Annotated in this window: 25 protein-coding genes; 21 read left to right on the top strand and 4 right to left on the bottom strand. The window is 52.8% G+C overall.

Annotation, left to right across the window (positions count from 1 at the left end; genetic code table 11):
* Positions 1-42 precede the first annotated feature (42 nt).
* From H8K27_RS10775 to tatC, 16 genes are all read left to right on the top strand, one after another.
* Positions 43-279 (top strand): BolA family protein, encoded by a 237-nt coding sequence (locus H8K27_RS10775; RefSeq protein ID WP_186863188.1) that lies wholly within the window; start codon positions 43-45, stop codon positions 277-279.
* Positions 279-1,532 (top strand): UDP-N-acetylglucosamine 1-carboxyvinyltransferase, encoded by a 1,254-nt coding sequence (murA, locus tag H8K27_RS10770; RefSeq protein WP_186863187.1) that lies wholly within the window; start codon positions 279-281, stop codon positions 1,530-1,532. Before H8K27_RS10775 ends, murA begins: the two co-directional genes overlap by 1 nt.
* A complete protein-coding gene (hisG, locus tag H8K27_RS10765) occupies positions 1,529-2,188 on the top strand; it encodes an ATP phosphoribosyltransferase (protein ID WP_186863186.1) in 660 nt (219 codons plus the stop codon). The genes murA and hisG overlap by 4 nt, the downstream gene beginning before the upstream one ends.
* Before the next feature lie 11 nt (positions 2,189-2,199).
* Complete coding sequence (hisD, locus tag H8K27_RS10760) at positions 2,200-3,516, top strand: histidinol dehydrogenase (protein WP_186863185.1); 1,317 nt, start codon at positions 2,200-2,202, stop codon at positions 3,514-3,516.
* Between the two features lie 18 nt (positions 3,517-3,534).
* Positions 3,535-4,317, top strand: a complete 783-nt coding sequence (locus H8K27_RS10755) for a DNA-methyltransferase (RefSeq protein ID WP_186863184.1) — start codon at positions 3,535-3,537, stop codon at positions 4,315-4,317.
* Positions 4,318-4,413: 96 nt separating this feature from the next.
* Positions 4,414-5,493, top strand: coding sequence for a histidinol-phosphate transaminase (hisC, locus tag H8K27_RS10750; protein WP_186863451.1), 1,080 nt, complete (start codon positions 4,414-4,416; stop codon positions 5,491-5,493).
* The gene (gene hisB, locus H8K27_RS10745; protein ID WP_186863183.1) at positions 5,490-6,092 is read left to right on the top strand and encodes an imidazoleglycerol-phosphate dehydratase HisB; all 603 of its coding nucleotides are present in this window, start codon (positions 5,490-5,492) and stop codon (positions 6,090-6,092) included. The genes hisC and hisB overlap by 4 nt, the downstream gene beginning before the upstream one ends.
* A gap of 45 nt (positions 6,093-6,137) precedes the next feature.
* The gene (gene hisH / locus H8K27_RS10740) at positions 6,138-6,776 is read left to right on the top strand and encodes an imidazole glycerol phosphate synthase subunit HisH (protein ID WP_186863182.1); all 639 of its coding nucleotides are present in this window, start codon (positions 6,138-6,140) and stop codon (positions 6,774-6,776) included.
* Positions 6,777-6,846: 70 nt separating this feature from the next.
* Positions 6,847-7,641, top strand: coding sequence for a 1-(5-phosphoribosyl)-5-[(5-phosphoribosylamino)methylideneamino]imidazole-4-carboxamide isomerase (gene hisA / locus H8K27_RS10735; RefSeq protein WP_186863181.1), 795 nt, complete (start codon positions 6,847-6,849; stop codon positions 7,639-7,641).
* On the top strand, positions 7,638-8,402 hold the full coding sequence (hisF, locus tag H8K27_RS10730) for an imidazole glycerol phosphate synthase subunit HisF (RefSeq protein WP_186863180.1): 765 nt from the start codon (positions 7,638-7,640) through the stop codon (positions 8,400-8,402). The genes hisA and hisF overlap by 4 nt, the downstream gene beginning before the upstream one ends.
* Positions 8,399-8,800, top strand: coding sequence for a phosphoribosyl-AMP cyclohydrolase (gene hisI / locus H8K27_RS10725; protein ID WP_176801574.1), 402 nt, complete (start codon positions 8,399-8,401; stop codon positions 8,798-8,800). The genes hisF and hisI overlap by 4 nt, the downstream gene beginning before the upstream one ends.
* Complete coding sequence (locus H8K27_RS10720) at positions 8,797-9,150, top strand: phosphoribosyl-ATP diphosphatase (protein ID WP_186863179.1); 354 nt, start codon at positions 8,797-8,799, stop codon at positions 9,148-9,150. Before hisI ends, H8K27_RS10720 begins: the two co-directional genes overlap by 4 nt.
* Before the next feature lie 67 nt (positions 9,151-9,217).
* Complete coding sequence (locus H8K27_RS10715) at positions 9,218-9,589, top strand: histidine triad nucleotide-binding protein (protein WP_186863178.1); 372 nt, start codon at positions 9,218-9,220, stop codon at positions 9,587-9,589.
* 42 nt (positions 9,590-9,631) lie between these two features.
* Complete coding sequence (gene tatA / locus H8K27_RS10710; protein ID WP_176801571.1) at positions 9,632-9,850, top strand: Sec-independent protein translocase subunit TatA; 219 nt, start codon at positions 9,632-9,634, stop codon at positions 9,848-9,850.
* A 33-nt stretch (positions 9,851-9,883) separates the two neighbouring features.
* Positions 9,884-10,387, top strand: a complete 504-nt coding sequence (gene tatB / locus H8K27_RS10705; protein ID WP_186863177.1) for a Sec-independent protein translocase protein TatB — start codon at positions 9,884-9,886, stop codon at positions 10,385-10,387.
* 44 nt (positions 10,388-10,431) lie between these two features.
* Entirely contained in the window at positions 10,432-11,193 is a 762-nt protein-coding gene (tatC, locus tag H8K27_RS10700) for a twin-arginine translocase subunit TatC (RefSeq protein WP_186863176.1), read from the top strand.
* Between the two features lie 24 nt (positions 11,194-11,217).
* Here the strand turns inward: tatC and H8K27_RS10695 are convergent, their stop codons facing one another.
* Positions 11,218-11,886, bottom strand: a complete 669-nt coding sequence (locus H8K27_RS10695; RefSeq protein WP_186863175.1) for a DUF2461 domain-containing protein — start codon at positions 11,884-11,886, stop codon at positions 11,218-11,220.
* Positions 11,887-11,891: 5 nt separating this feature from the next.
* Complete coding sequence (locus tag H8K27_RS10690) at positions 11,892-13,043, bottom strand: Do family serine endopeptidase (protein WP_186863174.1); 1,152 nt, start codon at positions 13,041-13,043, stop codon at positions 11,892-11,894.
* An 11-nt stretch (positions 13,044-13,054) separates the two neighbouring features.
* Here H8K27_RS10690 and H8K27_RS10685 point away from each other — a divergent pair, with 11 nt between their 5' ends.
* Positions 13,055-13,822: a Nif3-like dinuclear metal center hexameric protein gene (locus H8K27_RS10685; protein ID WP_408058438.1), complete on the top strand. Its 768-nt coding sequence runs from the start codon at positions 13,055-13,057 to the stop codon at positions 13,820-13,822.
* Between the two features lie 54 nt (positions 13,823-13,876).
* Here the strand turns inward: H8K27_RS10685 and mscL are convergent, their stop codons facing one another.
* Together mscL and H8K27_RS10675 are read right to left on the bottom strand one after the other, a co-directional pair.
* Positions 13,877-14,302 carry a large conductance mechanosensitive channel protein MscL gene (gene mscL, locus H8K27_RS10680; protein ID WP_329604386.1) on the bottom strand — a complete coding sequence of 142 codons (426 nt, stop codon included), beginning with the start codon at positions 14,300-14,302 and terminating at the stop codon, positions 13,877-13,879.
* Positions 14,280-14,570 (bottom strand): hypothetical protein, encoded by a 291-nt coding sequence (locus tag H8K27_RS10675; RefSeq protein WP_186863173.1) that lies wholly within the window; start codon positions 14,568-14,570, stop codon positions 14,280-14,282. The genes mscL and H8K27_RS10675 overlap by 23 nt, the downstream gene beginning before the upstream one ends.
* Before the next feature lie 32 nt (positions 14,571-14,602).
* Here H8K27_RS10675 and petA point away from each other — a divergent pair, with 32 nt between their 5' ends.
* The 4 genes from petA (at position 14,603) to H8K27_RS10655 (ending at position 18,183) form a co-directional block, all read left to right on the top strand.
* Positions 14,603-15,217, top strand: a complete 615-nt coding sequence (gene petA, locus H8K27_RS10670; RefSeq protein WP_186863172.1) for a ubiquinol-cytochrome c reductase iron-sulfur subunit — start codon at positions 14,603-14,605, stop codon at positions 15,215-15,217.
* A complete protein-coding gene (locus tag H8K27_RS10665) occupies positions 15,217-16,629 on the top strand; it encodes a cytochrome b (RefSeq protein WP_186863448.1) in 1,413 nt (470 codons plus the stop codon). Before petA ends, H8K27_RS10665 begins: the two co-directional genes overlap by 1 nt.
* A gap of 25 nt (positions 16,630-16,654) precedes the next feature.
* Entirely contained in the window at positions 16,655-17,419 is a 765-nt protein-coding gene (locus H8K27_RS10660) for a cytochrome c1 (protein ID WP_176801564.1), read from the top strand.
* 152 nt (positions 17,420-17,571) lie between these two features.
* Entirely contained in the window at positions 17,572-18,183 is a 612-nt protein-coding gene (locus H8K27_RS10655; RefSeq protein ID WP_186863171.1) for a glutathione S-transferase N-terminal domain-containing protein, read from the top strand.
* Positions 18,184-18,225 lie beyond the last annotated feature (42 nt).

Genomic DNA, 18,225 nt, shown 5'->3' with positions numbered 1-18,225 from the left:
AACAGGTGACGCCAGCTCTTATTTTATTCAGAAAGATGAATCGTGTTCCCTACTCCTGAACAAATCAAATCCTATATCGCCGCCGGGCTGGAATGCAGCCATCTGGAAGTGGAGGGCGATGGTCAGCATTTCAACGCCGTGATCGTATCCGCTGCCTTTGCCGGAAAGCGCCTCATCCAGCGTCATCAGCTGGTGTACGCCGCCCTGGGCGACCGCATGCGTGAAGAAATCCATGCCCTGTCGATGAAAACCCTGACACCTGAAGAGTACCAAGCATAATGGATAAGTTACTCATCAAAGGCGGTTACCGGTTAAATGGCGATATCCGTATTGCCGGAGCCAAAAATGCCGCCTTACCGATTTTATGTGCCGGCTTACTGACAGCCGGTGATGTCAGCCTGCATAACGTGCCATCCTTGCAGGATGTGAACACGATGCTGAAACTGTTGCGCCAGATGGGGTTGCAGGTCACGCAGGAAAACGGTGTCACGGTGCTCAATGGCAGCCAGATAGACCGCTTGGAAGCGCCGTACGATCTGGTGAAAACCATGCGTGCATCGATTCTGGTGCTGGGACCTTTGCTGGCACGCTTTGGTGAAGCGAAGGTTTCTCTGCCGGGCGGTTGCGCCATTGGTTCGCGTCCGGTGGACCAGCACATCAAAGGCCTGCAGGCGATGGGTGCGGACATTACCATTGAAGCCGGTTATATCCATGCCAGGGCCAAGCGTCTGAAGGGCGCGAGGATCGTCACCGATATGATTACCGTCACCGGCACAGAAAATCTGTTGATGGCGGCAACGCTGGCAGATGGCGAAACCGTGCTGGAAAACGCCGCGCGGGAGCCGGAAGTCACGGATCTGGCCAATTTGCTGGTGGCGATGGGCGCGAAGATCGAAGGCATCGGTACCGACCGTCTGGTGATTCAGGGTGTCGCCAGTCTGCATGGCGCGCAACATATGGTGATTGCCGACCGCATCGAGACCGCGACATTCCTGTGTGCTGTTGCCGCGACCGGCGGGGATATCACGCTGAAAAATACCCGTAGCGATATTCTCGATGTGGCGCTTGATAAATTGCGCGATGCCGGCGTGGTGCTGACCACCGGCCCGGACTGGATTCGCGCGCAGATGAGCAGCCGTCCGAAAGCGGTCAGTTTCCGCACCACGGAATATCCGGGTTTTCCAACCGATATGCAGGCGCAGTTCATGGCGATGAACTGCATCGCGCAAGGTACCAGCCGCGTGACGGAAACGATTTTTGAAAACCGTTTCATGCATGTGCAGGAAATGAACCGGCTTGGCGCAAAAATAGAAATTGACGGACACACCGCGATAGTCAATGGTGTGGAACGACTGGTCGGCGCACCGGTAATGGCAACCGATCTGCGGGCATCGGCTTCACTGGTGATCGCGGGCATGGTCGCTGAAGGTGAAACCCTGATTGACCGGATTTACCATCTGGACCGCGGTTATGACCGCATGGAAGTGAAATTGTCGGCTGTCGGCGCCCACATTCATAGGATTAAATCATGACTGCACAATTAACGCTGGCGCTGTCCAAGGGGCGTATTTTTGAAGAGACGCTGCCTTTGCTGGAAGCGGCAGGAATCCGTGTCACAGAAGACCCGGAAAAATCCCGCAAGCTGATCCTTGCCACAAATGATCCCGGTGTGCGCGTGATCATTGTCCGCGCTTCTGATGTGCCGACTTACGTTCAGTATGGCGCAGCAGATTTTGGTGTGGCAGGAAAAGATGTGTTGCATGAGCATGGCGGTGAAGGCTTGTATCAGCCGATTGACCTGAATATCGCCAAATGCCGGGTTTCCGTCGCGGTGTCTGCCGGGTTTGATTATGAAAATGCCGTCCGCCAGGGTGCGCGCCTGCGGGTGGCGACCAAATACACAGAAACAGCGCGTCAGCATTTCGCCAGCAAAGGCGTGCACGTTGATCTGATCAAACTGTATGGCTCGATGGAGCTGGCGCCGCTGGTGGGATTGTCTGATGCGATTGTTGATCTGGTCAGCACCGGCAATACCCTGCGTGCCAATAACCTGGTGGAAGTCGAGCACATCATGGATATTTCATCGCGCCTCGTGGTGAATCAGGCTGCGCTGAAACTCAAGCGTGAACGCCTGCAGCCGATTATGGATGCGTTTGAACGCGCTTCCAGATTAAAAGCATCCATTTAAAGAGAATACGTATGGCCTCCCTGATTACCAGACTGGATTCAGACGAAGCGGATTTTTCCCGCAGACTCTCTTCTTTGCTTGCTTTTGAAGCTGCTGAGGATGAAGCGATAGACCGCGCTGCAGCGCAGATCCTGGCCAGTGTCAAAGCCAGCGGGGACACGGCTGTGCTGGAAGCGACCAACCGCTTTGACCGGCTGAATGCCCGCAGCATTGCCGAACTTGAATTATCGCGCGAAGAAATGCAGGCGGCGCTGGATGCCTTGCCTGCAGCCCGTCGCAGCGCCCTGGAAACGGCCGCGCAGCGAGTACGTGCCTATCATGAACGGCAAAAGGCGGAATGCGGTTCAGCAGGCTTCAGTTATTGCGAGCCTGATGGCACGGTGCTGGGACAGAAAGTCACGCCGCTCGATCGCGTGGGTATTTATGTGCCCGGCGGGAAAGCCGCCTATCCTTCCTCGGTATTGATGAATGCCATTCCAGCCAAAGTCGCTGGCGTGCAGGAAATCATCATGGTCGTACCGACCCCGGACGGCGTGAAAAATCCGCTGGTGCTGGCGGCTGCGGCGATTGCCGGTGTTGACCGGGTATTTACGATTGGCGGGGCGCAGGCGGTGGGTGCGCTGGCATATGGCACAGCGACGATTCCGCAGGTGGATAAAATTGTCGGTCCGGGTAATGCCTACGTGGCTGCTGCCAAGCGCCGGGTGTTCGGCACGGTCGGCATCGATATGATTGCCGGGCCATCAGAAATTCTTGTTCTCTGTGACGGCACTACCGATCCGGACTGGGTGGCGATGGATTTATTTTCACAGGCAGAGCACGATGAGCTGGCGCAGTCTATTTTGCTCTGCCCCGATGAAGCGTATCTCAATGCGGTAGAGGACAGCATTCGCCGGTTGTTGCCGGAGATGCCGCGTCAGGAAGTGATCCGGACATCGCTCGCCAACCGCGGTGCGCTGATCAAGGTGCGCGATATGCAGCAGGCCTGTGAGATCGCAAACAGTATCGCGGCTGAGCATCTGGAGATTTCCGCCGGTAATCCACAGCAATGGGCGGATCAGATTCGCCATGCTGGAGCGATGTTCCTTGGCCGGTTTTCTTCGGAAGCGCTCGGTGATTACTGCGCTGGTCCGAATCACGTGTTACCCACTTCGCGCACTGCCCGCTTTTCTTCACCTCTCGGGGTGTATGATTTTCAGAAGCGTTCATCCATGATTTTTGTCAGCGAGCAGGGGGCCCAGACCTTAGGGCGTGTTGCTGCCGAACTGGCGTATGGCGAGGGCTTGCAGGCGCATGCCCGTAGTGCTGAACTGCGGCTGAAGTCATGATTCCGGGATCCAGATAACATGGCAGACAGCTGGCGGAATCAGGTTTTTTGCGAAGATGCGCTGCAAGGGCTGACACGCTTGCCGGACTGCAGTATCGATTTATTGCTGGCCGACCCGCCTTATGGACTCGGCAAGGATTACGGGAATGATTCCGATAAACTGGATGCTGCCGCTTATCTGGACTGGATGACGCAATGGGTTGATCTGGCCTTGCCGAAGCTGAAACCGAACGGCAGCCTGTATATTTTTTTGACCTGGCGCTATTCCCCGGAAGTGTTTGTGATGCTCAAGCAGCGCATGAGCATGATGAATGAAATTATCTGGGACCGGAGGGTGCCTTCCATGGGAGGCAGTGTGCGCAAGTATTCCTCGGTGCATGACACGATCGGTTTTTTTGTGAAAGCCCGCGATTACTACTTTGATCTTGACGCGATTCGCATTCCCTACGATGCGGCGACGAAGAAGGCCCGTAGCCGCAAGATTTTTGAAGGCGCAAAGTGGCTGGAGCTCGGCTTTAATCCCAAGGATGTATGGAGCGTGTCGCGTCTGCACCGGGAGCACGCTGAACGCGAACCGCATCCTACCCAGAAACCGCTGGAAATCATTGAGCGCATGATCAAGGCATCCTGCCCGCCTGGCGGTGTGGTGCTTGACCCGTTTATGGGCAGTGGCACGACGGCTGTCGCCGCAAAGCGTTGTGGTCGCGATTATGTTGGTTTTGAACTGAATCCCGATTACTGCGCGATGATACAAAAACGTCTCGCAGAACAACCCGTACAGGCGCTGGCAGCCTGCGTCTGAGCCAGTCAGCAACTGTATCCTGATGTGTTCCGATACGCATCAGCTAACGAGCAGGCTGTTTTGAACAGCCATACCGCATGGAGTGCGACAGTGAGTATTTCGACCTTGACCCAGGTAATCCGTCCGGAAATCGCCGGTCTCGCGAGTTACCATGTCCCGGATGCCAGTGGTTTCCTGAAGCTTGATGCGATGGAAAATCCCTATCCTTTACCTGAGACATTGCAGCAGGAGCTGGCGCAGCATCTGGCGCGGGTTGCGATGAACCGTTATCCGGTGCCGTCCTATACCCATCTGAAACAATTGATTGCCACGCGCTTCGGCGTGCCCGCCGGGTATGACATTGTGCTGGGTAACGGGTCCGATGAACTGATCTCCATGATGTCGGTGGCTTGTGCCCGTCCTGGCGCCAAAGTGCTGGCACCCGTGCCGGGATTTGTCATGTATGCGCTGTCGGCAAAATTGGCAGGCATGGAGTTTGTCGGTGTTCCGCTGCTGGCGGATTTCACGCTCGATTTGCCTGCTATGCTGGCGGCGATAGCGGAACATCACCCCGCCATCACGTACCTTGCTTACCCCAATAATCCGACTGGCAATCTGTATGATGCTGATGCGATGCTGCAGATTTTGCGCGCGGTCGGGGATCGTGGGATCGTCGTGGTGGACGAGGCTTATCAGCCGTTTGCGCAGGCCAGCTTGATGTCCCGGCTGCCTGAATTTGATCAGCTGGTGGTGATGCGTACCGTATCCAAGCTGGGACTGGCCGGAATACGTCTGGGATACATGTCCGGCAGTCATGCGCTGATGCAGGAATTTGAAAAAGTGCGGCCGCCATACAATATCAATGTACTGAGTCAGGCGGCGGCAGAATTCATGCTGCAGCATGTGGATGTACTGGAGCAGCAGGCCGCCATGCTGCGCGAGCAGCGTAGCTGGCTCAGTCATCAGCTCGATAGCTTGCCCGGCGTACAAGTTTATCCATCAGCAGCAAATTTCCTGCTGATTCGTGTTGCGAATGCCGAACAAGTCTTTGCAAAATTAGTTGAACAAAAAATTTTAGTCAAAAATGTAGGTAAAATGCATAACCTGCTGGAGAATTGCCTGCGTATCACGGTCAGCACTCCGGAAGAAAATGCTCTTTTTCTTGCTGCTTTTGCGGCATCTTTGTCATCACCATGAATAAGCCAACTGAACGCATTGCGGCGGTAACCCGCAATACCAATGAAACGCAAATCCGCGTCGCCATCAATCTCGATGGCAGCGGTCAACAAAAACTCAATACAGGCGTGCCTTTTCTGGACCACATGCTGGATCAGATCGCGCGTCATGGCCTGATTGATCTGGATATTGAGGCCCATGGCGACCTGCATATCGACGCTCACCATACGGTTGAAGATGTGGGGATCACGCTGGGACAGGCATTTGCGCAGGCAATTGGCGACAAGAAAGGCATCCGTCGTTATGGCCATGCGTATGTGCCGCTGGATGAGGCCTTATCGCGGGTTGTCGTGGATTTCTCCGGTCGTCCGGGACTCAGTTACCACATTCCGTTTACTCGCGCCATGATCGGTAATTTTGATGTCGATCTGGCCAGGGAATTTTTCCAGGGTTTTGTCAATCATGCGCTGGTCACGCTGCATATTGATAATCTGAAAGGCGATAACTCCCATCATCAGTGCGAAACGGTTTTCAAGGCATTTGGCCGCGCTTTGCGCATGGCTGTTGAACTTGACCCGCGCGCTGCAGGAACCATTCCTTCCACCAAAGGTTGTCTCTGATTACCGATACCAGTCAGATAGGGCAGTTCAAACTGGTCAGTCATTATGAATAAAATTGTTGTTGTTGATTATGGTATGGGTAACTTGCGCTCAGTGGCGCAAGCGCTGCGGGCAGTGGCGCCTGAAGCCGAAGTCCTGATTTCAGGCACGGTGGCAGATATCCGCAGTGCCGACCGTATTGTGCTGCCCGGACAGGGCGCCATGCCAGATTGCATGCAGAGCCTGCGCGATTCCGGTGTGCAGGATGCAGTGCTGGAAGCCAGCCGCAGCAAGCCGCTGTTCGGTGTCTGTGTCGGTGAGCAGATGTTGTTCGACGTGAGTGAAGAGGGCGACACGCCAGGTCTGGGTTTATTGCCCGGCAAGGTGGTGCGCTTTGCGCTTGACGGACGCCTGCAGGCCGATGGTTCCCGCTTCAAGGTACCGCAAATGGGCTGGAACCGGGTGCAGCAGTCACGGCCGCATGTGTTGTGGCAAGACATACCGGATGCTGCCTATTTTTATTTTGTGCACAGTTATTACGCGCAGCCGGAAAATCCGCAGCACACGGTGGGTATGACCGATTATGGTGATTGGTTTGCCTGTGCCGTGGCGCGTGATAATATTTTTGCGACCCAGTTCCATCCGGAAAAGAGTGCGGCAGCAGGCTTGCAACTGTATAAGAATTTTGTACACTGGAATCCCTGACCGCACTCTGTTATCCAAATCACTTTAAACCGATTTTTTACTGTCTTTCAGACATCTACTTTTTACCATCATGTTGCTCATTCCTGCTATCGACCTGAAAGATGGTCACTGCGTGCGCCTGAAACAAGGCGATATGGACCAGGCCACCGTGTTTTCCGAAGACCCTGCTGAAATGGCCCGGCACTGGCTGAAACAGGGCGCCCGCCGCCTGCATCTGGTTGATCTGAATGGCGCGTTTGCTGGCAAGCCGAAAAATGAGGCGGCAGTCAAGGCAATCATTCAGGCTGTGCGCGATTACGCAGAAGAAACCGATACCGAAGAGATTCCCGTGCAGCTCGGCGGCGGCATCCGCGATCTCGATACCATTGAGCGTTATCTGGACGATGGCTTGTCGTACATCATCATCGGGACTGCTGCTGTGAAAAATCCGGGATTTCTGGCGGATGCCTGCAGCGCTTTTCCAGGTCAGATTATTGTCGGCATCGACGCCAAGGATGGCAAAGTGGCGACCGATGGCTGGAGTAAATTATCCGGTCATGAGGTGATCGATCTGGCCCAGAAATTTGAAGACTATGGCGTGGAAGCCATTATTTATACCGACATCGGCCGCGACGGCATGATGGGCGGCGTGAATATCGAGGCCACCATCCGGCTGGCGCAGGCAGTATCCATTCCTGTTATTGCATCCGGCGGCGTGCATGATTTGTCAGATGTGGAAGCTTTGTGCGCAGTTCAGGATGAGGGAATTGACGGCGTGATTTGCGGCCGCTCTATCTATGAAGGAACGCTGGATTTGCTGACAGCACAGGAACGTGCAGATGAGCTCAGCGGCGATCTGGTTGAAGATGAAGAAGATGCGGAATGACATTAGCTAAACGTATTATTCCCTGTCTGGATGTGACGGCGGGGCGCGTTGTCAAAGGAATTAATTTCCAGGAGCTGCGCGATGCCGGTGATCCGGTGGAGATTGCGCACCGTTATGATGAGCAGGGCGCGGACGAAATCACCTTTCTCGATATTACGGCTTCTTCCGATGGCCGTGATTTGATTTTGCCGATTATCGAAGCTGTCGCATCCCAGGTATTCATTCCGCTGACAGTCGGTGGCGGAGTGCGCACGGTGGCAGATGTGCGCCGTCTGCTCAATGCCGGTGCCGACAAGGTCGGCATTAATACTTCCGCGGTCACCAATCCGCAGCTGGTGGCAGATGCCGCGCACAAATACGGTTCGCAATGCATTGTGGTTGCGATCGATGCGAAGCAGGTGGCGCCGGGAAAATGGGAGGTGTTCACGCACGGTGGCCGGAATGCCACCGGACTCGATGCGGTCGAGTGGGCGCAGAAAATGGCGCAGCTTGGCGCTGGCGAGATACTGCTTACCAGCATGGATAAAGACGGAACCCGTTCCGGTTTCGATCTGGGGCTGACCCGTGCAGTTTCTGATGCAGTGCCGGTGCCGGTGATTGCATCGGGCGGTGTCGGCGGTTTGCAGGATCTTGCCGACGGAATCCGGACCGGCGGCGCTGACGCTGTACTGGCGGCCAGTATTTTCCATTACGGGCATCATACTGTCGGTGAGGCAAAGCGCTTCATGGCTGCGCAGAATATTCCGGTGAGGCTGACATGAGCGCTGCAAAATGGCTTAACAAGATCAAGTGGGACGACCAGGGGCTGGTGCCCGTGATTGCCCAGGAAGCCGGCAGCAATGATGTGCTGATGTTTGCATGGATGAATCGCGAGGCTTTATCCCGCACGGTAGAATTGGGGGAGGCGGTGTACTGGAGCCGTTCCCGTAAAAAATTGTGGCATAAGGGTGAAGAATCGGGCCATGTGCAGAAGGTCAGGGATATTCGTCTGGATTGTGACGAAGACGTGATTTTGCTGAAGGTTGAGCAGGCTGATGGCATTGCCTGTCATACCGGACGCCATTCCTGCTTTTTTCAGAAATTCGAAGGCGGTCTGAATGATGGTGACTGGCTGGCTGTCGATCCCGTCCTGAAAGATCCGGAAAGTATCTATAAATGAGTACACAGCAGCTCCAGATTCTGGAACATCTTGCGCAGATCATTGAGAGCCGCAAGCCGGCCAATGGCGGCAATCCCGAGCAATCCTATGTCGCGCGCCTGTTCGCCAAAGGCGACGATGCCATCCTGAAAAAAATTGGCGAAGAAGCGACTGAAACCGTGATGGCAGCCAAAGATGCACGGGTTTCCGGCAATACGGAAAAAGTATTGTACGAGTGCGCCGACCTGTGGTTTCACTCGCTTGTCATGCTGGCACAGTATGATCTACACCCACAACAGGTACTGGATGAGCTGGCCAGACGGGAAGGTATTTCCGGTCTGGCGGAAAAAGCATCGCGTCAGGATAACTGACTTCTGAGATACATCAGAGTCATCGATTTCTTCAGGTATTTTTTCAGTTAACTTGATCGGATACAAAGTGAATAACTGTATTTTCTGTAAAATTGCGGCTAAGCAAATTCCTGCCACCACGGTTTACGAAGATGAGGATCTGCTGGTATTTAAAGATATCAACCCGGCGGCACCGGTGCATTTGCTGATTATTCCTAAATTACATCTGGATACTTTGTCAGCTGCACAGGCAGAACATGCCGGGTTGCTGGGAAAAATGCTGGCGCTGGTGCCGCGGATAGCCGATGAGCATGGTTGCGCCCCGGTTGCCAATGCCGACGGAGAGTTGAGCGGCGGATACAAAACCCTGATCAATACGGGACCGGATGGCGGGCAGGAGGTGTATCATTTGCACATGCATGTGATCGGCGGCCCGAAGCCTTGGCGCGGACAACGTTAATTTAAATTTTAAGAAAGAGCATTGCTCTTTGCAGGAGTCAACATGGGTTCATTGAGTATCTGGCATTGGTTAATTGTGCTGGTCGTGGTCGTGCTGGTATTCGGCACTAAAAAACTGGGTAATGTCGGTTCCGATCTGGGTAAGGCTGTCAAAGGCTTTAAAGACGGAATGAAAGGCGAAGAAGAGAAACCTGCGGCTGCACAGCAGGTTGCCGACAAAAGTACGATCGACGTCGACGCCAGAGAAAAAAGCAAACAGTGATGATCTGTTTGATGTCCAGCGGCGGGTTACTGCATGATTGATCTCGGAATCAGTAAACTTGCCCTGATCGGTGTGGTTGCACTGATCGTGATTGGTCCGGAAAAGTTACCCAAGGTCGCCCGTATGGCAGGTACCCTGCTGGGACGCGCGCAGCGCTATATTAATGACGTCAAAGCAGAAGTCAGCAAAGAGATTGAGCTTGAAGAGCTGCGTAAAGTCCAGAAAGACATGCAGGAAGCTGCGCAGAACGTAGAGCAGTCTGTTGCTTCGTCGCTGGCAGAGGCAGAACATGAACTGCGCACAGTCGGACAGGAATTCCGTTCGGATTCGCTTGAAAACCATGCAGCCCCGGCTATTTTTGCGACAGAACAGCTGGCGGTAAAAGCCAAAGAGTTTCGCCGTAAAAAACTGACGAAGACAACAGCAGTTCCTTCCTGGTATAAAAACCGTCATGGTCAGCGCAGCCATGTGGTTTCTGGGTCTGCACGCATGGCGCGTCATCGCACGCGGGTGCGTGCACCAGCCAGTTTTTTCTAATCCATCAGCATGTTTTTTGCGACCTTTATTCTGGCGGTATTCGCATGAGTGATTCTACTGAGCCTGGTGCTGAGGAAACCTTCATTTCCCATTTAGTTGAATTGCGGGATCGTCTGGTGAAGGCCGTATATGGGCTGGCTGCAGCCTGTGTGGTCCTGATGCTATGGCCGGGGCCATCTGCGATTTATGACTTTCTGGCGCAGCCGATGCTGGCGTCCCTGCCTGCCGGCGCGAAAATGATCGCTACCGGAGTCATTTCCCCGTTTCTGGTGCCGATGAAAGTAACTCTGTTGCTGGCTTTCATGCTGTCCCTGCCGTGGATACTGTATCAGGCGTGGGCATTTATCGCGCCAGGACTCTACACACACGAAAAGCGCCTGATTGCACCTTTGGTCGTATCGTCTTCCCTGTTGTTTCTGGGTGGGGTGGCGTTTTGCTATTTCCTGGTATTCGGCCGCGTGTTTAAGTTTATTAATGAATTTGCGCCGGCTTCCATCAGCGTTGCCCCTGATATCGAGAATTATCTCGACTTCATCATGTCCATGTGCCTTGCATTTGGCGTCACATTTGAGGTGCCGGTGGTGGTGGTGGTTCTGGTGCGGATGGGGCTGGTTTCGACGGATAAACTGAAAGCGATTCGCCCTTACGTGATTGTCGGCGCGTTTGTGATCGCGGCGATCGTCACTCCGCCGGATATCGTGAGCCAGTTTTCCCTGGCTTTGCCAATGTGGTTACTGTATGAGATCGGCTTACTGGTTGCGCCTATGTTTGTTCGCGTCACACAGGCGCCGGAGAGCGAGCAATAACGCTCCCGGAATCAATAAATTTCTTCAGGCTGTGCGTAGCCACTGAACCAGTGGTAAGGCGCTTTTAAAGGCCGTGAGCAGTGTGGCGATGACCTGTTCACTATCCATGCTCTTGAGATCGCATTCGGTCCAGACCATGAAATTTTTCAATTTGATGTATTCAATATGCCGTGCGTCTGCAGCGAAGCCTTTGGGCGGGCGTGTCAACTTACCTTCATCCTGTAGTGCGCCGAATTGTTGCTGCAGTTTTTTGTTTTTCAGTACCAGATCGAAACCCTCCGGGTCGTGCAAGATATGTTGCCGGATAGCGAGCAGGCGGTCTGATGGCGGCATATATTCGCCACAGGCGAAAAACAGACGTCCTTCAGCATCGATCTGGAAATAATAGGCAGGTCCCCCGCCTTCACTGGGTTTTTTTCTGCCACTGGGAAGAATGGATGCTGAAAACGTCGTTTTATAAGGCGATTTGTCTGCTGCAAAACGCACGTCACGGTTAATCCGGAACAGGGATTTTTTGGGGTCGCAGCCGGTTACCGCCGGATCGAATTTTTGTATCCCCTGAATCAGTTCTGTGACCAACTGCAGAAACTCTGCCCGCAAAATATCGTAACGCGGTTTGTTCATGACAAACCAGGCGCGGTTATTGTTGTCCGACAGCTCGGACAGAAAGGCTTTGAGATCAATCAGGTGCATAGCGCTTACTCTTCAGCTCGGGTTGGCGGACGTTTGCCGATCAGTACATCCAGCATCGGTTCCTGATTATTCCTGAGCACCCGTATCCGGGCTGTATTGCCTGGCTTGAGCTGGGCGACCAGATTGAGCATTTCGGTCGTTCCGGAAACAGGTTTACCATCGATTGAAATCAGAATATCACCCGGTTTCATCCCTGCCTTGTCGGCTGGCCCGCCGCGGATGACGCCCGCAATGATGGTGCCTGATTTTTGTTTCAGGCCAAAACTTTCCGCCAGTTCCGGCGTGATATCCTGCGGCTCCACGCCCATCCAGCCACGCACAACCTGACCTTGTGTGATGATGGCATCCATGACCATTTTTACTGTCGAGATCGGTGTCGCAAAACCGATACCGACTGAGCCACCGGACTGCGAGTAGATGGCCGTGTTGATGCCGAGCAGATTACCATTGACATCGACCAGCGCCCCTCCGGAGTTGCCCGGATTAATGGCGGCGTCGGTCTGGATGAAATTCTGGAATGCGTTGTCCGTCAGGTTATTTCTGCCGAGCGCCGAGATAATGCCCATCGTGACCGTTTGTCCGACGCCGAATGGGTTGCCGATCGCCAGGACAACGTCACCGACCTGTGCATCTTCCGAGCGTCCCAGGGTAATGGCAGGTAAATTCGGTAAATTGATTTTAATGACCGCCAGATCAGTTTCTGGATCGGTACCAACCACCCGTGCTGCTGCCGTGCGGCCATCCGCAAGGGCAATATCAATTTCGCTGGCAGATTCGACGACATGGTTGTTCGTCAGGATATAGCCTTCGGCTGAAACAATCACACCTGATCCAAGACTGGATTGTCGTTCCGTGCGCTGATTTTGCTGATCGCCAAAGAAGCGGCGTAAAAACGGATCGTTCAGCAAAGGATTGCGCTGACGCTGAATTTCTTTGGACGTATAGATATTCACGACCGAAGCCATCGCTTTACGGGCAGCGCCGCGATAAGAGTTGGCCGGAGGTGCCGAACTGGCCGGTGCCTCCCTGATGCTCTGGAGCGCCGCCGATCCGGTGGCATTCTTATTCACCCAATCGGGTTTCAGGGTCGTTACAATAAACCAAATGGCCAGGCCAACTGTCACAGTCTGTGCAAACAATAACCAAAGACGTCGCATAAGGTAAGAAAATGAAAATGAATATAATCGGCAGGGATCAGCTGACGCAATTCCTGGAGACAGAATTGCAAGTAAGCCGTGTACGTGATTATTGCCCAAATGGCCTTCAGGTGGAAGGGCGGGATACAATTCGCCGCATCATTACCGGGGTGACTGCCAGTCTGGCGCTGCTTGAACAGGCGAGGCAGCTTCAGGCGGATGCTGTTCTGGTGCATCACGGATATTTCTGGCGTGGCGAGGATATGCGGGTGATTCGTCAGAAGCAGAAAAGATTGAAATTGTTATTGGAAAACGATATTTCTTTATTTGCCTATCATTTGCCGCTCGATATGCATCCGGAGGTCGGAAATAATGCCCAGTTGGCGCGTCAGCTGGGCTTTTTGCCACAGGCAAGGTTCGGCGAGAATGATCTGGGCTGGATAGGTGAAATGCCGGCAGCAGAGCCAATGACCGTTGGCGCACTTGCTGCGCATGTCGACAAAATACTGGGGCGCCAGCCCTTGCTGATCGGTGATCCGTTGCAACCGCTGGGTAAGATCGCCTGGTGTACCGGCGCTGCGCAAAACATGCTGGAGCAGGCGATTGAAGCGGGGGCCAGTGTGTATCTGAGCGGTGAAATCTCCGAGCCTACCGTGCATCTGGCAAGGGAATCCGGCATTGCTTATCTGTCATGCGGTCATCATGCAACGGAACGCTATGGGATAGCGGCTTTGGGAGAGATGATCGCCACCCGCTTCGGTGTGGAGCATCATTTCGTCGATATTGATAACCCGGTCTGATGCCCGAGGCAAAATGCCGGAATGATTCCGGCGTTCAGCGTTATCCGGAACTGCTTATTTTTTCAAAGAATCGCGGATTTCCCTGAGCAACAGGATATCTTCTGACGTTACGGCGGGAGCTGGTGCCGGTTCTGATTTGGCTTCGGCTTGCTTGAGCTTATTAAACAAACGGACCATCTGGAAAATGATGAAGGCCAGAATCAGGAAATTCACGGAGACCGTGATAAAGCTGCCGTAAGCCAGTACTCCGCCTGCTTTTTTGGCTTCGATCAGCGTCATGCTGGTACTCTGACCGTTCAGCGGCAGGTAGTAATTGGAGAAATCCAGACCGCCAAAGATGCGTCCGACTATCGGCATGACGACGTCGCCCACCAATGATTCCACGATTTTTCCAAATGCGCCGCCGATAATCACACCGACGGCCAGATCGACAACATTTCCTTTACTGGCGAAAGCCTTAAATTCCTGCATCATGCTCATACATCTTCTCCTTAGTGAGGCCTATGTGACTGGCAGGGAGCCGGTCAGCGTTCAGGTTTTTAAACAATACTTGAAAGAAGTAAATTGTCAATTCGAAAGAAAAAATTGTTTTGCCTGAAAAAAGGCCGGGCATTCTGAAATAAATCAAAAAATATCGATATTGTTGAAAAAAAGCCTGTAAGTTAGCGTTTCGGATATCTTTTGCTTCAAAAGCATATTGAGCTACTTTATAATTTAATGTTGCTAGAAGTAGTTCGGATGGCTTCATCGGGTTTTGATTTTTGACAGATTGGGGTTGGTATGAGTAATGAAAAGCAGGTCGATTCCGGCCGTCGCGGGTTGCTCGTCGCCACTTGCGCGGCGGGTGGTGTGGCAGGTTTGGCAACGGCAGGAGCACTGGTCAGCACTTTCCAGCCATCTGAGCGTGCCAAAGCAGCTGGTGCTCCGGTGGAAGTTGATATTTCCGCTTTGAAACCGGGTGAAATGACGACCGTTGAATGGCGCGGCAAACCGGTCTGGATCCTGAAACGTACTCCTGAAATGCTGGCGAGCCTGGCAAAAACGGAAGACAAAGTTGCTGATCCCGTATCGAAAAAACCTTACACCATGGACTTGCCTGAGTATTGCGAGAAGCAAACCCGCTCACGTAAAGAACATCAGGACATTCTGATTACGGTCGGTATCTGCTCGCATCTGGGTTGCTCCCCAAGCTCCAAATTCCAGGCAGGCGCGCAACCTTCTTTGCCGGATGACTGGCAGGGTGGCTTCCTCTGCCCATGCCATGGCTCTACTTTTGACCTGGCGGGTCGCGTATATAAAAACAAACCGGCACCGCAGAATCTGGATGTGCCTCGTCACATGTTTTTGTCAGATACCAAAATTGTCATCGGTAAAGATGAGAAAGGCGAGGCGTAATCATGGCGTTTGTTGAAAAAAAGCTTCCTGCAGATGCTCCGGCTGTTGACAAAGCGCTCAATTGGGTGGATTCACGTTTTCCATTGACCAAATTGTGGAACGATCAGTGGGGTAAGTACTACGCACCTAAAAATTTCAATTTCTGGTACATCTTTGGTTCGCTGGCGATGCTGGTCTTGGTGATCCAGATCGTGACCGGTATTTTCCTGGTAATGCATTACAAGCCAGATGCCAATCTGGCTTTTGCCTCAGTTGAATACATCATGCGCGATGTGCCGTGGGGTTGGCTGGTGCGCTATATGCACTCGACCGGCGCTTCCGCCTTCTTCATCGTGGTGTATCTGCACATGGCCCGCGCCCTGATGTATGGCTCCTATCGCAAGCCGCGTGAACTGATCTGGCTGTTCGGTTTTGCGATTTTCCTGTGTCTGATGGCCGAAGCCTTCTTCGGTTACCTGTTGCCATGGGGACAGATGTCCTACTGGGGCGCACAGGTGATTGTGAATCTGTTTGGTGCGATTCCATTCATTGGCCCTGATCTGTCGCTGTGGATACGTGGTGATTACGTGGTGTCGGATGCAACCCTGAACCGTTTCTTCTCATTCCATGTGATCGCAATTCCCCTGGTATTGCTGGGACTGGTTGCTGCGCACCTGATTGCGCTGCATGAAGTCGGTTCCAATAATCCTGACGGTATCGAGATTAAGGATAATATCGGTCCGGACGGCCATCCTGTTGATGGTATTCCTTCGCACCCATACTATTCTTCCAAGGATATTTTCGGTGTGACGGTTTTCCTCACCCTGTTCAGTGCGGTAATTTTCTTTGCGCCGGAGATGGGAGGATACTTCCTGGAATATAACAATTTCATTCCTGCCGACTCGCTCAAGACGCCACCGCATATTGCGCCGACATGGTATTTCACGCCGTTTTACTCGATTCTGCGTGCGACCACTTCAGAGTTCCTGTACGTTGTTCAGGCTGGTATCGCTGCCTATGTTGCGTTGATTTACATGACCACCAAATTGCCGCAGATGATCAAGATGGCGATTGCCGGTATCGCTTTGCTGGCGATTGTCGGTATGATGCCTTTCGGTCTGGATGCCAAATTCTGGGGTGTGGTTTTGTTCGGCGGTTCAGTCGTGATTCTGGCTTTCCTGCCTTGGCTGGACGTATCACCTGCAAAATCGATCCGCTATCGTCCTGACTGGCATAAATCTGTTTATATCGTTTTCGGCATTGCTTTCGTGACGCTGGGCTATCTGGGTGTGCAGCCACCTTCACCGACTGGTGAGCGTATTTCTCAGGTTTGTGCAATCATTTACTTCGGCTTCTTCCTGTTGATGCCATGGTGGAGTGCGATGGGTACATTCAAACCGGTACCGAAGCGCGTAACATTTGTAGCTCATTGAGCGGACTCTGCGAGGAAGAATAAGCATGAAATTACTGAAAAAACTGATTGCCGCTGCATCCTTGGTTCCTGCTCTCGCGCTGGCAAGCGGAGGCACTTTCCCACTGGATCACGCCCCAGACCGGACGACGGATATGGCTGCTTTGCAGAATGGCGCAAAACTGTTCGTCAATTACTGCCTGAATTGTCACTCTGCATCCGCCATGCGTTACAACCGCCTGAGAGATATCGGGCTGACTGAAGATCAGATCAAACAAAACCTGTTGTTCACAGGTGAAAAGGTCGGCGATCTGATGAAAAACACCATGTCTCCGAAAGATGCCAAGGCCTGGTTTGGTGCAGTTCCTCCTGACTTGTCGGTCATCGCGCGGGCAAAAGCATCTGAAGCTGGTTCCGGTGCTGACTGGTTGTATACTTATCTGCGTACTTATTACAAGGATGATTCACGGCCAACCGGCTGGAATAACCTGGTATTCCCAAATGTCGGGATGCCGCATGTTTTATGGCAGTTGCAAGGTGTGCGGAATGCCAAATTTGTTGAAAAGAAAGATCCGCACGACGAGTCCAAATCGGTTCACCAGTTCGATGGCTTTGAAAAAGTGACTGCGGGCAGCATGACTGCCGCTGAATATGACAACGCTGTCGGTGATCTGGTTGCTTATCTGCAGTGGATGGGCGAGCCAGCTCAGAATACCCGTAAACGTCTTGGTGTCGTGGTTCTGATTTTTATGGCTGGACTGGCAACTTTGGCCTGGCGTTTGAATGCATCTTTCTGGAAAGAAGTAAAATAACGCATTGTTTCCTGTTGTGTTCCGTCTTTGATAAGCGCAGCAGGAATTTTTAAGATCGTCCGTTTCTTTCCGTCGTAAACGGACGAGTAATCCCTGGGGTGAGGCGCGCAAAATTGGCTCCTCGCCCTGATTGTTTCTAAGGAACTATAAAAATGATGGTTCTCTATTCGGGTACAACCTGCCCATTTTCTCAACGTTGCCGCCTGGTGCTGTTCGAAAAAGGTATGGATTTTGAAATCCGCGATGTTGATTTATTCAATAAACCAGAAGATATCTCGACCATGAATCCATATGGACAGGTGCCGATTCTGGTTGAGCGTGAATTGATTTTGTATGAATCCAATATCATCAATGAATATATTGATGAGCGTTTTCCGCACCCGCAACTGATGCCGGCTGACCCGCTGCAGCGTGCGCGTGCGCGGCTGATGCTGTTTAACTTTGAAAAAGAATTATTTGTACACGTTCATACGCTGGAAAATGACAAAAGCTCCAGCTCCGCCAAGGCGCAGGATAAGGCACGTGCAGAAATTCGTGACCGCCTGACTCAGCTTGCTCCTTTATTTGTGAAAAACAAATATATGCTGGGTGATGAATTTTCTATGCTGGATGTTGCCGTGGCACCGTTGTTATGGCGTCTGGATCATTACGGCATTGAACTGTCAAAAACAGCTGCGCCGATCATGAAATATGCTGAACGGATTTTTTCCCGCCCTGCGTATATTGAGGCACTGACACCATCGGAAAAAGTCATGCGCCGTTAAATTGCGCATGGCATTGATTCAGATGTACTGCAAGGCTGACTT

This window comes from Cognatundibacterium griseum (assembly GCF_014284195.1).
GTDB lineage: Bacteria > Pseudomonadota > Gammaproteobacteria > Burkholderiales > Burkholderiaceae_D > Undibacterium > Undibacterium griseum.
The sequence above is the reverse complement of the archived record's forward strand: the minus strand, read 5'-3'. Positions and strand labels throughout refer to the sequence as shown.